Here is a 13,428-nt window from a genome sequence, read left to right on the forward strand (position 1 = left end):
CTCCTCGCCCGTCACCTGGGTCAACTGCTCGTACGTCGTGTAGCCGTTGACCGCGAGCTCCCGCGTCGCGACCTTCCCAATGCGAGCGGTGTACTCCGACAAGCAGTCTCCTCGGCCGATCAGACGGCGATGACCTGAATGTGGTCGTCGAGCCCGACGAAGTCCTCCGAGGGCCAGGGGTCCCGCAGCTGGTGGTCGATGAGTTCTCGATCCGTCGCCCAGTCGACCTCGGACCGGATCCGCAGGACGTCTGCGGCCTTGTCCTGCTGCTCGTCGTCCGGGCCGAGATCGTCCATGCGCACCACCATAGGTGCTACTCACAGCCATTGGCTGACCGTGTGGATGATCAGGCCTACCAGGGCTCCGACGACCGTGCCGTTGATGCGGATGAACTGGAGGTCGCGGCCGACGTGGAGCTCGATGCGGGCTGAGGCTTCGTGGCCGTCCCAGCGTTCGATGGTGTCGGAGATGACCGAGACGATCTCGCTGCCGTAGGTGCGGACGACGTACGCGACGGCTTCGGTGGCTCGGGCGTCGACCTTGGCGCGGAGCGGGTCGTCGGTCTGGAGGCGGGTGCCGAGGTCCTTGATGGCTTGGATGGCGCGGGTCTGGAGGGCGCTGGTCGGGTCGGAGATCGCGCCGATCAGCGCTGTCCGGGCGGCGTCCCAGACGGCGGTCAGGCTGGGGGCCAGGTCGGGGTGCTCGAGCATGCGGCGCTTGAAGGCCTCGAAGCGTTCCATCATCTCGGGGTCGCCCTGCAGGTCGGCGGCGAACTTGCCGAGCAGGCGGTCGACGGCCTGCCGCGCCGGGTGGTTCTGGTCGTCCCGTACGCCGGCCAGCCAGCTGAGCGCCTCGCGGTGGATGCGGTCGACGACCAGCGAGTCGACCCAGCGCGGCGACCAGCGCGGCGCGCGCGGGCCGACGACCTCGGCCAGTACGTCGCGGTTGTCGCGCAGCCAGTCGTACGCCTCGTCGAACACCAGGTCGAGCAGCGCGTGGTGCGCGCCGTCGTCGACGACCGACTCCAGGAAGTGGCCGGCGATCGGGCTCAGCGGCTCCTGGGCGAAGCGCGGGAGCAGGGCGCCGCGGACGAACGCGGTCACGTCGGAGTCGCCGAGCTTGGGCAGTACGGCGCCGACCGTACGGGCGCCCTCGGCAACGATCCGCTCGGCGTGGTTGCCGTCGGCCAGCCACTCCCCGGCCCGGCGGCTCACCTCGGCCGACGCCATCTTGCCGGCCACGACGTCCTCGGACAGGAAGTTCTCGGTGACGAACTGCTCGAGGCTCTCGGCCAGGCTGTCCTTGCGGGTCGGCACGATCGCGGTGTGCGGGATCGGCAGCCCGAGCGGGTGCCGGAACAGCGCGGTCACCGCGAACCAGTCCGCCAGCGCTCCGACCATGGCGGCCTCGGAGGCCGCGTTCACGTACCCCCAGGCGCCGTCGCGGTGCAGCGTGACGATGTAGACGATCGCAGCCAGCACCAGCAGGGACAGCGCCACCAGCCGCATCTGCCGCAACCCACGCCGCCGCACCAGATCAGGCCCACTCAGGGTCATCGTCGCCATACCCCCCATCCAACCAACCCCCTGGTGAAAACCCGCTCAGGAAACCACCGGGTTTTCCCCTGAGGGCCTACTGGACGACTGGTTCAGCGAGCCGGGCGGTGCGGCGGTCCATCAGGCCTGAGGCCAGGGCCAGGAGCAGGCCCAGGATTGCGAGGCCCGCGCCCAGGCGGCTGGGCCACTCGTAGCCGTAGCCGGCGGCGAGGACCAGGGAGCCGAGCCACGCGCCCAAGGCGTTGGCGATGTTGAGGGTGGAGTGGTTGAGGGACGCCGCGAGCGACTGGCCCTCGTGGGCGACGTCCATCAGGCGGGTCTGCAGGGCGGGGATCAGGATGCTGGAGGAGAAGCCCAGCAGGAAGACGGCGAGCAGTGCGGTCGGGCGGGTGTGGGCGAGCCAGCCGAAGGTGGTGAGCATGATCGTGATCGCCACCAGGCCGCCGTACAGGCTGGGCATCAGGGCGCGGTCGGCGAGCCGGCCGCCGACGAGGGTGCCGCCGGTCATGCCGACGCCGAAGATCGCGAGCACGATCGTCACCGCGCCCTCGCTGAACCCGGCCAGCTCGGTCATCGTCGGCGTGATGAACGTGTACGTCGCGAACATCCCGCCGAAGCCGACCATCCCGACCAGCAGCGCCATCCACACCTGCGGCCGGGCCAGCGCGCTCAGCTCGCTGCGTACGTTGACCTCGCTGCCGACCGGTTGCGGCGCCACCCAGAACCACACGGCGACCAGCGTCAGCAACCCCAGTACGCCGACCAGGACGAACGGCAACTGCCACCCGAAGTGCTGCCCGAGCAACGTCGACGCGGGAACGCCGACGATGTTCGCGATCGGCAGCCCGACCATGATCATCGAGACGGCCCAGGCGCGTCGGTTGGCCGGCACCAGCGACGCGCTGACCACCGCGCCGATCCCGAAGAACGCCCCGTGCGGCAGCCCGGACAGGAACCGCGCGGCCATCAGCATCTCGTAGCTGTTGGCAACGGCCGACAGCACGTTCCCGAGCACGAACACACCCATCAGCGCGAGCAGCAGCCGCTTCCGCCCGGTCCGCGCACCCAGCGCCGCGATCACCGGAGCACCGACGACAACCCCCACCGCGTACGCCGAGATCACGTGCCCGGCGGTCGGGATCGAGATGTTCACCCCGTCGGCGATCTGCGGCAGCAGCCCCATCGTGACGAACTCGGTCGTCCCGATCGCGAACCCACCCGTCGCCAGCGCGAACAACGCCAGCCCGACGTGCCGGTAGCGCGTGTCAGGAGTCACCGAAGTTGTCACACCTGAATTGTCGCATCCGCCGACCGGCCCGACCGAATCCAGCAGACCGCCACCAACCCCACCGCGAGCACCGCGAACACCACGTTCCCCACCAGATCAACGCTCTTCGAGGCATCCACGACGGGGTGCTCCGGGAAGGCGTGCCACCCGTACGTGAGCAACGCCCCACCCGCCAGCGCGGTCGAGTGCCGAGCCGTCCACGCGGTACGCCGAGACCACCGCCGTACGACGACCAGCGCGACCGCGAACAGCACGAGCATCGCCCCGACCCGCATCCACGCACCGAGGCCGGCGTCGTCCACCACCATGAACGCCGACGACACCACCAGGCCGAACACCCCGACCACCCAGTCCGCGGGCACCCCTCCGGCCTCGCGCACCACCGGTCGCCGTCCCACCCACACAGCCAGCGCGACCAGGCCGAAGATCGCCACAGCCACCCCCACGAACTGCCCCGGCGAAGCCACGAACGAATCACTCTGCAACTGGAACGCGGTCGTCGCCACCACCCCAAAGACAAAGATCACGCAGGAGACCACCACGCCCTTCCGCCCGAGCCAGGGCCGCCGCGACCGCGCCGCGGACTCCACCAGCACGATCGGCACCGTCACGCTCCACACCGTGTGCAGTGTGAGCACGAACAACGTCCACGGCACCCCCATCCCCAACCACGCGACATGCCCCGGATCGAGCAACCGCAGGTCCGCGTAGTTGGGGTTGAACAGCGACTGCGTCGTCACCCCTTCCTCCAGTACGCCGTACGCGAGGGCGAGCAGCAGCACGCTCGAATACCCCCACCCGCGATGCCGGACGAGCTCACGGATCAGCACCGCGCCCCCGCCGTACAGCGGAGCCAGCGCGATCAACGCGGACAGCGACGTGATCGGCAGGTTCCCCAGCAGGAACTCCGCCACCAGCGGGGACAGGAGGAACAGCCCGAGGGCCGGAAGGATTCGCTTGGTCACCGCTTCAGCATCACGCCGTACGACGGAACGAACGGGTGCCGGACGGCCGGATCGGACGCTGACGGATGTCATGCGTCTGTGAAAGCATCCGGCATGGCCAACTTCGGTGATCATCAGCTGGCGATCTACGTGCAGGGCATGTTCCAGGACACCCGGCCGGAGATCACCACCGACCTGTCCCGGCTGGAGGCGCAGGCCGCGGCGAACCTGTCCGCCGAGGCGATGGGCTACATCGTCCCGAGCGCCGGCAGCGGCTCGACCGCGCGCGCGAACCTCGCGGCCTTCGAGCGCTGGCGGCTGGTGCCGCGGATGCTGCGCGGCTCCACCGAACGCGACCTGTCCTGCACGATCCTCGGTACGAAGATGCCCGCGCCGGTGCTGGTCGCGCCGATCGGCGTCCAGACCCTCGCGCATCCCGAGGGCGAGCTGGCCACGGCGCGGGCGGCGAACGCGCTCGGGCTGACCTACACGCACTCGACGCAGGCGAGCCACGCGTTCGAGCAGATCGAGGCCGACAACAAGTGGTACCAGCTGTACTGGCCGACCGACCGCGACGTCTGCCTCAGCTTCCTGCAGCGCGCGAAGGACAGCGGGTACGGCGTACTGGTGGTGACGCTGGACACCGGCACGATCGGCTGGCGCCCTGCCGACCTGGACCGCGGCTTCCTGCCGTTCCTCAAGGGCGAAGGCCTCGCGAACTACTTCAGCGACCCGGCGTTCCAGGCGAAGCTGGCCAAGCCGGTCGCCGAGGACCCGACCGCCGCGGTGATGCACTGGGCGCAGATGTTCCCGAACGTCGGGCTGGGCTGGGACGAGCTGTCCTTCCTGCGCGACAACTGGGACGGCCCGATCGTGCTCAAGGGCATCACGTCGGTCGACGACGCGAAGCTGGCCGCCGAGCACGGCGTCGACGGCGTGGTCGTCTCGAACCACGGCGGCCGCCAGGTCGACGGCGCGATCGCCTCGCTCGACGCGTTGCCCGCGATCGCGGACGCGGTCGGCGAGCAGCTCACGGTGCTGTTCGACTCCGGCGTACGGACCGGCGCGGACGCCGCCAAGGCGCTCGCGCTGGGCGCGAAGGCCGTGCTGCTCGGCCGTCCGCTGCTGTACGGGCTGGCGCTGGCCGGGCAGGCCGGCGTCGAGCACGTCCTGCGGTGCTTCCTCGCCGAGCTGGATCTCACGCTGGCGCTGTCCGGGTACGCGAACCACCGCGAGCTGAACCGCGACTCGGTGACGCCGGCGTGAAGGCGATCATCTTCGACCTGGACGACACGCTCTTCGACCACACGACCTCGGCCGGTACGGCGCTGAAGCACTGGGTCGCGGACCTGGGCATCGACTGGTCCGACGAGTTGTCGGTGCGGTGGTTCGAGATCGAGCAGGAGTGCTACGACCGCTTCGTCACCGGCCAGCTGACCCACCAAGGACAGCGGCGAGCGCGGTTGCACGCGTTCCTGCCGGTGCTCGGACGACCGGTGCCACGCCAGGACGCGCAGCTCGACGACATCTTCGAGGGCTACCTGCGGCACTACCGCGCCAACTGGACGGCCTTCCCGGATGCGCTCCCCGCACTGGAAGTTGCCCAGGGCAACGGCTGGCGGATCGGCGTACTGACCAACGGAAGCACGGTCCAGCAGAACGCGAAACTGGCGGCGATCGGCCTGGCGCCGTACGTCGAGGTCGTCGCGACCACCGAGTCGCTGGGCTTCGGCAAACCGGTCGCCGAGGCGTACCTGACGACCTGCCGGCTGCTCGGCGTGGACCCGGCCGACACGTTGATGATCGGCGACAACTTCGAGCTGGACGTGCTCGGCGCTCGAGCCGCTGGGCTGAGCGCCGAGCACCTGGATCGCCCGGCGGGGATCACACTGGCTCAGCTGGTGAAGCCTGTGCGCTAGATCCCGCAGGTGGGAGCGGACCACGAGTTGCTGGTCCGGATGTCGACGTGGGTGTGGTCGTTGTGGCCCGGGTAGCCCGGACCGAAGATGCCGCCGAAGCCGTGGTTGCGGGCCTGCTTGGCCAGCGTGCACAGCGAGTGGACGCCGACCAGGTCGGCCGACCGGCCGTACAGGTGCTGGCTGTTGCTGGCGCCGCCGACCGAGTTGTTGCACGGGATGCTGCGGAAGCCGCTGGTGACGCTCAGCGGCTGGTCGCCGAGCGCGTGCCGCATGGCTTCCAGCTGCCACATGGTCTGCAGCGCGTTGGCCTTGGTCGCCGCCTCGGACAGCGGACCGCCGTCCCAGCCGGAACCGCCGCAGCCGTCGTCCAGCTCGGCGTACGTGAAGTGGATCGGGGTGCAGTCGTCGTCCTGCAGCGAGTAGAGCTTGCTGAACGTCGCCGAGCCCGCGATGCCGTCGGCGCCGAGCCCGTACGCCTGCTGGAACCGGGTCACCGCCGCCTTGGTGGCGGGACCGAACGCGCCGTCGGCGGCGAGGTGGGCGCCGTACCCGGGGTAACCCGCGACGCGGATCTGCAGCTGGCGGACGTCCTCACCGCTGGCGCCCTGGCTGAGCGTGCGGCTCCAGGTGTAGCAGCCGTCGGCGTGGGCCTTGGTCGCGGTGACGACCTGGGTGGTGACCGCCGTGCCGGCGACGGCGGCGAACAGGGCCAGGATCGCGAGGATCCTCGGCAGGGGCTTGGACAGGAACGTGCGAACGGACATCGGAGAACCTCCGGGAGACGCGATCGGGGCGAAAACGCGCTGTCACCGGCCAGTTTTGCGGCATCATCTGGCGCTTGACCAGAGCTCAGCGGAAACTTTTTGACCAACAGGCAACCAAATCCCGGGACCACCTGGTCAGCCATGATGTGACCATCGATGAGAGCACGCTCACCGTGCGTGCCGGAACGGGGCGATCGATGACGGCTGCCGAGAGCTTCGACGCGTTCGTGCTGGCGCGGTCCGGCCGGCTGCTGCGGACCGCCTACCTGCTGACCCAGGACCATGCCCTGGCCGAGGACCTGCTGCAGACCGCGCTGGCCAAGGTGTGGTTCGCGTGGTCCCGAATCGAGGGCGGGGATCCCGAGCCGTACGTGCGCAAGGTGCTGGTGAACACGTACTCCACCTGGTGGCGACGCCGGTGGAACGGCGAGCAGCCCACCGACGAGCTGCCCGAGTCCGCCGGGCCGGAGGGGGTCGGGACCGCTGAGCGCACCGATCTGTGGCGGGCGCTGCAGCAGCTTCCGCGGCGCCAACGGGCGGTCGTCGTACTGCGGTACTACGAGGACCTGAGCGAGGCCGAAACGGCGCGCGTCCTCGGCTGCTCGATCGGCACCGTGAAGAGCCAGGCCAGCAAGGCCTTCGCCAAGCTCCGCCTCGACCCGAACCTGGTCGACCCACCCGGCCGCGCCGCCGAAGTCGCCACCCCGTCCGCCGACCTCGCCGCCGAGGAGACCTCGCGATGAATCTCACCGACCTGCGCGACGAGCTCTCCGACCGCGCCGACACCGTCGAGACCCCCGACCTGCTGCCCGGCGTCCGCCGCCGGATCCGCACCACCAAGCGCCGCCGCGTCGCCGGCTCGCTCACCGCCGTCGCGGCGGTCGTTGCCCTCGGCATCGCCGTCGCGCCGAGCCTGACGACCTCCGCCCCCGAACCGGCCGACGCCCCGCAGGACTACACCCGCGACGCCGTCGTCCTCAAGGGCATGATCGGCACCGACCGGCTCGACAAGGCCTGGATCGGCGGCGTCGGCGAGTCCCGCGGCAGCTTCAGCTGGACGCCGACCACCAACGACGTCGTCGTCTACACGTACTGCGCCGCCCCCGGTGCCGCCCGGTACGCCGTGCGGTTCGGCGGTCGCGAGGCGGTCACCGGCCCGTGCAACTCGGCGTACAGCAGCCCGGAGAACGGCGTCCAGGTCCGCCCTGACGCGCCGGTCTGGCTCGACGTCCCGCTGAACCAGGTCACGACCGTGAACGTCCAGCTCACCGACGAGGACGGCAAGGCCGTCGAGTCCGGCAGCGCCCAGCTCGGCGTCGGCGTCTATCGGGCCGGCCGGCGCGACCCGTTGCCTGGTGCAACTGACGCGACGCCGACTCCCGCGCCGGGCGACCGCGAGGAGAACGGCCTCAAGTTCCGCGCGCACATCGGCGGCGACACATTGCTCACCGCGGCCGGCGGCAAGCCCGGTGTCAACAGCCTGTCCGGCAGCTACGAGTCCACCGGCCGAGCGATCCAGATCGCCAGCTTCTGCACCGCGAACGACGGTCTCCCGAACTACCCGTACGACCTGTGGGTGAGCGTCGGCGGGGTGGTCCGCGTCGCGGGCTGCGTCGCCCTGACCACCGACGTCGGCATCGCGGGCGGCGGCATGATCCCGGCGCTCGGCAAACCCGGCGAGACCGTCAACGTGACCGCCCGGCTCACCGACAAGGCCGGCCGTGAGGTCACCGTCCCGGGCGCCCGCATCGGCTTCGCCGTCTACGAGAAGGGCCCGCAACGGGTCTACGACGACATGGCCCTGGACGAGCGGATGGAGTACGCCGGTACGACGTACCAGCTCACCGATATCCGGGCCGCCGACGCCAGCACCACCCGGCAGGTCTCCCTCCGCACCCCGGCCGACACCTCGTTCCTGGTCGTCTACGGCAGCTCCGCCCTGGGCGCCACCGTCGACGGCACCCTCGACGACGGCCTCGCCGGTCAGGGCATGCTGTCCACCGACTACGGCGACACCGGAATCAAGAGCTGGGGCCTCCAAACCGACGGCAACCACCCGGGCCCCAGCCGACCCGTCACCCTCAAGATCACCAAGGGCACTCCGACCAAAGGCAAGATCATCCTGGCCGTCTACACGCCGGTGAAGTGATCAGACCCAGGCGTGCAGGTGGGCGGCGTCGGTGACGAGTTGGCTGACCGAGTCATCGGCGACGAACTCGAGCAGCGCGTTGATCTCGCGGTCCTCGGTCGACAGCCGCTGAAGGACCGGGCGCCACAGGGACTCGCGGCCGGTCAGGGGGAGGCGGTTGTTGGAGGGCCACCAGGAGAAGACGTGGACGGTGCTGAGCCATGGCATCAGCGCCTCCAGCTGCTCCAGGCAGGCGGCGTCGTCGAGGTCGACCGGCGGCTGCCAGTACGTCGTGAGGTTGGGCGCGCCGACGTCCAGCAGCAGGGTGATCGTGGAGTCGACCTCGTCGGTCAGCGTGCCGCGGTGGAACTCCATCGCGATCTCGATCCCGGCGCCCGCGGCGACGTCGGCCAGCTCGGCCAGGCCGCGGGTGACCGCCATCCGGTCGCCGACGCCGGCTTCCGCCGTACCGACGGTGCCGGCCCAGACCCTGATCCGGGGCGCGCCCAGCTCGGCCGCGGTCGTCACCGCGGTCCGGATCTCCTCGCGGTCGACGCTGCCGGCCCGCAGGTAGGACCCGTACGCCGCAATCGCCAGCCCGCGCTCCTCGCAGAGCGCCCGCGCCTTCCGCGCGGCGGCCAGGTCGCCGAGCGGGACGTGCACGTCACCACCCCACTCGATCGCCGCGAGACCCGCCTTCGCGGCGGCGTCGACGACCTCCTCGACCCCCAACTGGCGGAACGTCACCGAGACCAGACCGGTCCTCACACCCACTAGCGCCTCCTGTGCTCAGCTCCATCCAACCCCATCGCACCAGCGCGGGCCCGGACCGATCTCACGTCATGAGCAAAGTCTTTGGATGACCCTGACCTGAGGGCTTAGGCTCGCAACCGTGTCCGAGCAGCGCAGAGGATTTCTCCAGGGTTTCGCCGCGTACGTGCTGTGGGGACTCTTCCCGCTCTACTGGCGCGAGCTCGACCACTCCGGCGCGATCGAGCTGCTCGCCCACCGGATCGTCTGGTCGCTGATCTCGATCGCCCTGCTGGTCGTCGTACTGCGGCACTACGGCCAGGTCCGCGCGATCCTCGCCGAGCCGCGCCGCCGGTGGCCACTGGTCGCCGGTGCGGTGCTGATCTCGGTCAACTGGGGCGTCTACATCTGGGGCGTCGAGCAGAACCGGGTCGTCGAGACCTCGCTCGGGTACTTCATCACTCCCCTGTTCACCGTGCTGCTCGGCGTCTTCGTGCTCGGCGAACGGCTGCGGGCGATCCAGTGGACCGCGCTGGCGATCGCGTTCGTCGCGGTGGTCGGGCTGACGATCGAGGCCGGGCGGCCGCCGTGGATCGCGATCGCGCTGACGTTGTCGTTCGGGTTCTACGGGCTGCTCAAGAAGAAGGCCGGCGCCGGCGCGCTCGAGGGGATGGCGGTCGAGTCGGCGACGATGGCGCCGGTCGCGGCGATCGCGATCGTGGTGATGGCGCTGCAGGGTCACTCGACGGTGACCGAGCACGGCGGCGGGTACCTCGCGCTGGTGCTGCTGAGCGGGCCGATCACCGCCGTACCGCTGCTGCTGTTCGGCTCCGCCGCGACGCGGATCCCGATGACGACGCTCGGGCTGCTGAACTACATCGCGCCGATCATGCAGTTCGTGGTCGGGGTGACGCTGTTCCACGAGCACATGTCGACGATGCGCTGGGCCGGGTTCGGGCTGGTCTGGCTCGCGCTCGCGCTGTTCACCTGGGACGGACTCCTCCGGCGCCGCCGGGTGGTCGCGCCGGACGTCGCCGCCTCCGCTGTGTGACGGTTCCGGTGCCGTTGGCTACTGAGGTCAACCTAAGCCTCGTGACGTTCACCTGACCTTCACCCCGCTTCCGCTTCGGATCCCTAGCCTCGCGGCGACCGCCGAATCTTCCTGCGAGCACCGGAGAGTCCGACGTGAGTCCCAAGTTCCTGCCGTTGATCAGTCAGCTCGGCACCCGCCACGGGTCGCGGTCGTTCCGCACCTGTGAACTGAAGTGCGCCAACCAGTGCGACCACCCCGAGCCGAACACCTCCGGCAACGAGCACTTCCAGACCGTCCTGCAGACCGCGTTCTCCCGGCGCAACATGCTGAAGGCCGGTGCCGCGGGTGCCGCGGTAGCCGGTGTCGCCACGCTGGCCGCGAACATGCCCGCCGCGGCCGACCTGTCGACGGCCGCGAGCGGTGGCCGCGGCAACGGCGCGTTCCCCGGCTTCGGTGGTCCGCAGGGTGAGCTGACGCACAGCGTCGTACCGCCGAACCGCAAGGACGACGTCGTCGTGCCGAAGGGCTACGAGCAGGCCGTCGTGATCGCGTGGGGCGACCCGGTCGAGTACGGCGCGCCGCGCTTCGACGTGAACCGGCAGACGCCCGAGGCACAGGCCAAGCAGTTCGGCTACAACAACGACTACACGATGATCGTGCCGCTGCGCGACGAGCGGAAGGCGCTGCTCGTCTGCAACCACGAGTACACCGACGAGAACCTGATGCTGCCGACCGGCAAGTACGACGCGAAGACGGTCGCGAAGATCGGCCTGGCCGCGCACGGCATGTCGGTGGTCCAGATCGAGCGCGTCGGCCGCAGCGGCCAGTGGCGCCGCGACAAGCAGGGCAGCCGCTACAACCGCCGGATCACCGCCACCACCAAGTTCGACGTCTCCGGCCCGGCCGCCGCCGACGCCCGCGTCGGAAAGGTTGCCTACGGCACCTTCGGCAACTGCGCCGGCGGGGTCACCCCGTGGGGGACGATCCTGTCCGGCGAGGAGAACTTCAACGGGTACTTCGACGTCAGCGGCACCGTTCCCGCGCAGTACAGCACCAGCTACAAGCGGTACGGCGTACCGACGACGGTCACCAAGTCGGCCCGGGAGTGGAGCATCGTCGACCCGCGCTTCGACCTGAGCAAGAACCCGACCGAGGCGTTCCGCACCGGCTGGATCGTCGAGGTCGACCCGTACGAGCCGAAGGCCACGCCGCGCAAGCTGACCATGCTCGGCCGGATGAAGCACGAGGGCGCCACCACCACGCTCACCGCCGACGGCCGGATCGCGGTCTACCTGGGTGACGACGAGCGGGGCGAGTACGTGTACAAGTTCGTCTCCACCGGGAAGTACGACCCGGACAACCGCAAGCGCAACGTCGGCCTGCTGGACGAGGGCACCTTGTACGTCGCCAAGTTCACCGGCGACGGCGCCGAGGACGGCCTGTACGACGGCACCGGCCGGTGGATCGCGCTGACCACCGACAAGAAGTCGTTCGTCGACGGGATGAGCGTCGCCGACGTACTGATCGACGTCCGCCTGGCCGCCGACAAGGTGGGCGCCACCCGGATGGACCGGCCCGAGGACATCGAGCGCAACCCGGTCAACGGCCGCGTGTACGCCGCGCTGACCAACAACTCCAACCGCGGCGGCACCTTCCCCGTCGACGAGGCGAACCCGCTGGCCAAGTCGCACACCCGCGCGACGCTCGGCGGCCCGCTGGTCGAGCAGGCCGGCAACCGCAACGGGTACGTGCTCGAGCTCACCGAGGAGGGCGACGACGCGGCCAAGACCGGGTTCTTCTGGACCCTGTTCCTGGTGTGCGGCGACCCGGCCGCGCAGGAGACCTACTTCGGCGGCTACGACAAGTCGAAGGTCAGCCCGATCTCCTGCCCCGACAACGTCTCGTTCGACGGGTCGGGCAACCTGTGGATCTCCACCGACGGCAACGTGCTCGGCTCCAACGACGGCATCTTCACCGTCCCGGTGGCCGGCCCGAAGCGCGGCCAGGTCAAGCAGTTCCTGTCCGTACCGTTCGCCGCGGAGGCCTGCGGCCCGCTGATCAGCGAGGACGACAGGACCGCGTTCGTCGCCGTACAGCACCCGGGCGAGACCGACGGCGCGACCTTCGAGCAGCCGACGTCGACCTGGCCGCACACCCACGACTACCCGCGCCCCGCGATCTCCTGCGTCTGGCGCAAGGACAACGGCCGCGTCGGCAGCTGACGTCCCGTCGGAGCTTGCTGCTCGCCACCTCGCTTTCTCTTTCTTGGTACGAGGTTGCCGAAGGCAACGAGTCAGTCCACCAGATCGTCCGACCGCCCAGCCTCCAAGCGCGACCACTGGGCGGTCGGGCGGCCGTTGACCCGATGAAGGGCTGGGGCGTCCTCGCCGCCCCAGCCCTGCGGCCAACCCTCGGGCGAGTCCTCGTGCGGCTCCTGCCGGCCGTACACGGTGAGATCCATCAGCGAGTAGCTGTTGTCCATCACCTCGACGCCCCGCTGAGTGGTCCACCAGGTCTCGAAGACCCGGTCACCGTCGCGGACGTAGCAGACCAGGTGCATCATCCCGACGGTCCGGCCGACCAGCAGCTCGGCCTTCGACGGGTCGGCGGAGTACCAGGGCATCGTCCAGCCCATGAAGTCGCGGTAGCGCCGGCTCTCGGCGTACGGGCCCTGCGCGAAGACGGCGAACGTGATGTCGCGCGAGTGCAGGTAGGACAGCTCCGCGACGTGCGTCGTGCACCACGTGCAGCCTTCGCACTGCTCGGACGCGGGATGGCCGGGGTGCCACATGAAGTAGTACGCGATCAGCTGGCTGCGGCCCTCGAAAGCGTCGAGCAGCGTGGTCGGACCGTCGGGGCCGGTCAGCTCCAGCCCCGCGTCGACCTCCACCATCGGCAACCGCCGTCGCGCGGCGGCGATGGCATCGCCTTCGCGCGCATGCGCCTTCTCGCGCACCCGCAGCTCGTCGATCTGCGCCTGGAAGGTGGCCCGGTCGACCACCCGCGGAAACCTCGTCTGTGCGTTCATGTCGGGTACGTCGGAGGC

At 70.0% G+C, this 13,428-nt stretch carries 13 protein-coding genes; 6 read left to right on the top strand and 7 right to left on the bottom strand.

Features of this window, described 5'->3' with window-relative positions; genetic code table 11:
* Nucleotides 1-119: 119 nt before the first annotated feature.
* From ABD235_RS34410 to ABD235_RS34425, 4 genes are all read right to left on the bottom strand, one after another.
* Entirely contained in the window at nt 120-296 is a 177-nt protein-coding gene (locus ABD235_RS34410; protein WP_344181869.1) for a hypothetical protein, read from the bottom strand.
* A 21-nt stretch (nt 297-317) separates the two neighbouring features.
* Nucleotides 318-1,565 (bottom strand): DUF445 domain-containing protein, encoded by a 1,248-nt coding sequence (locus ABD235_RS34415; RefSeq protein WP_344181871.1) that lies wholly within the window; start codon nt 1,563-1,565, stop codon nt 318-320.
* A gap of 67 nt (nt 1,566-1,632) precedes the next feature.
* Complete coding sequence (locus ABD235_RS34420) at nt 1,633-2,844, bottom strand: MFS transporter (protein WP_344181873.1); 1,212 nt, start codon at nt 2,842-2,844, stop codon at nt 1,633-1,635.
* Nucleotides 2,841-3,809 carry a hypothetical protein gene (locus ABD235_RS34425; protein WP_344181877.1) on the bottom strand — a complete coding sequence of 323 codons (969 nt, stop codon included), beginning with the start codon at nt 3,807-3,809 and terminating at the stop codon, nt 2,841-2,843. Before ABD235_RS34425 ends, ABD235_RS34420 begins: the two co-directional genes overlap by 4 nt.
* Before the next feature lie 93 nt (nt 3,810-3,902).
* On the opposite strand from ABD235_RS34425, the gene ABD235_RS34430 reads away from it, so the two are divergent.
* Both ABD235_RS34430 and ABD235_RS34435 read left to right on the top strand, forming a co-directional pair.
* Nucleotides 3,903-5,054: an alpha-hydroxy-acid oxidizing protein gene (locus ABD235_RS34430; protein ID WP_344181879.1), complete on the top strand. Its 1,152-nt coding sequence runs from the start codon at nt 3,903-3,905 to the stop codon at nt 5,052-5,054.
* Nucleotides 5,051-5,707, top strand: a complete 657-nt coding sequence (locus ABD235_RS34435) for an HAD family hydrolase (RefSeq protein ID WP_344181880.1) — start codon at nt 5,051-5,053, stop codon at nt 5,705-5,707. Before ABD235_RS34430 ends, ABD235_RS34435 begins: the two co-directional genes overlap by 4 nt.
* Here the strand turns inward: ABD235_RS34435 and ABD235_RS34440 are convergent.
* The gene (locus tag ABD235_RS34440) at nt 5,704-6,471 is read right to left on the bottom strand and encodes a D-Ala-D-Ala carboxypeptidase family metallohydrolase (protein ID WP_344181882.1); all 768 of its coding nucleotides are present in this window, start codon (nt 6,469-6,471) and stop codon (nt 5,704-5,706) included. The genes ABD235_RS34435 and ABD235_RS34440 overlap by 4 nt on opposite strands.
* Before the next feature lie 197 nt (nt 6,472-6,668).
* Between ABD235_RS34440 and ABD235_RS34445 the strand changes: the two genes are divergently transcribed.
* Nucleotides 6,669-7,214: a SigE family RNA polymerase sigma factor gene (locus tag ABD235_RS34445; RefSeq protein WP_344181884.1), complete on the top strand. Its 546-nt coding sequence runs from the start codon at nt 6,669-6,671 to the stop codon at nt 7,212-7,214.
* Nucleotides 7,211-8,620: a hypothetical protein gene (locus ABD235_RS34450; protein ID WP_344181886.1), complete on the top strand. Its 1,410-nt coding sequence runs from the start codon at nt 7,211-7,213 to the stop codon at nt 8,618-8,620. Before ABD235_RS34445 ends, ABD235_RS34450 begins: the two co-directional genes overlap by 4 nt.
* On the opposite strand, the gene ABD235_RS34455 is transcribed toward ABD235_RS34450, so the two are convergent.
* Nucleotides 8,621-9,373 (bottom strand): sugar phosphate isomerase/epimerase family protein, encoded by a 753-nt coding sequence (locus ABD235_RS34455; RefSeq protein WP_344181888.1) that lies wholly within the window; start codon nt 9,371-9,373, stop codon nt 8,621-8,623.
* A 118-nt stretch (nt 9,374-9,491) separates the two neighbouring features.
* Here ABD235_RS34455 and rarD point away from each other — a divergent pair, with 118 nt between their 5' ends.
* Together rarD and ABD235_RS34465 are read left to right on the top strand one after the other, a co-directional pair.
* A complete protein-coding gene (gene rarD / locus ABD235_RS34460; protein ID WP_344181890.1) occupies nt 9,492-10,400 on the top strand; it encodes an EamA family transporter RarD in 909 nt (302 codons plus the stop codon).
* A gap of 134 nt (nt 10,401-10,534) precedes the next feature.
* A complete protein-coding gene (locus ABD235_RS34465; protein WP_344181892.1) occupies nt 10,535-12,604 on the top strand; it encodes a PhoX family protein in 2,070 nt (689 codons plus the stop codon).
* Between the two features lie 71 nt (nt 12,605-12,675).
* Here the strand turns inward: ABD235_RS34465 and ABD235_RS34470 are convergent, their stop codons facing one another.
* A complete protein-coding gene (locus tag ABD235_RS34470; protein WP_344181894.1) occupies nt 12,676-13,410 on the bottom strand; it encodes a DUF899 family protein in 735 nt (244 codons plus the stop codon).
* Nucleotides 13,411-13,428: the final 18 nt, after the last annotated feature.

The sequence above is a fragment of the Kribbella lupini genome (assembly GCF_039529595.1).
GTDB classification, from domain to species: Bacteria; Actinomycetota; Actinomycetes; order Propionibacteriales; family Kribbellaceae; genus Kribbella; species Kribbella lupini.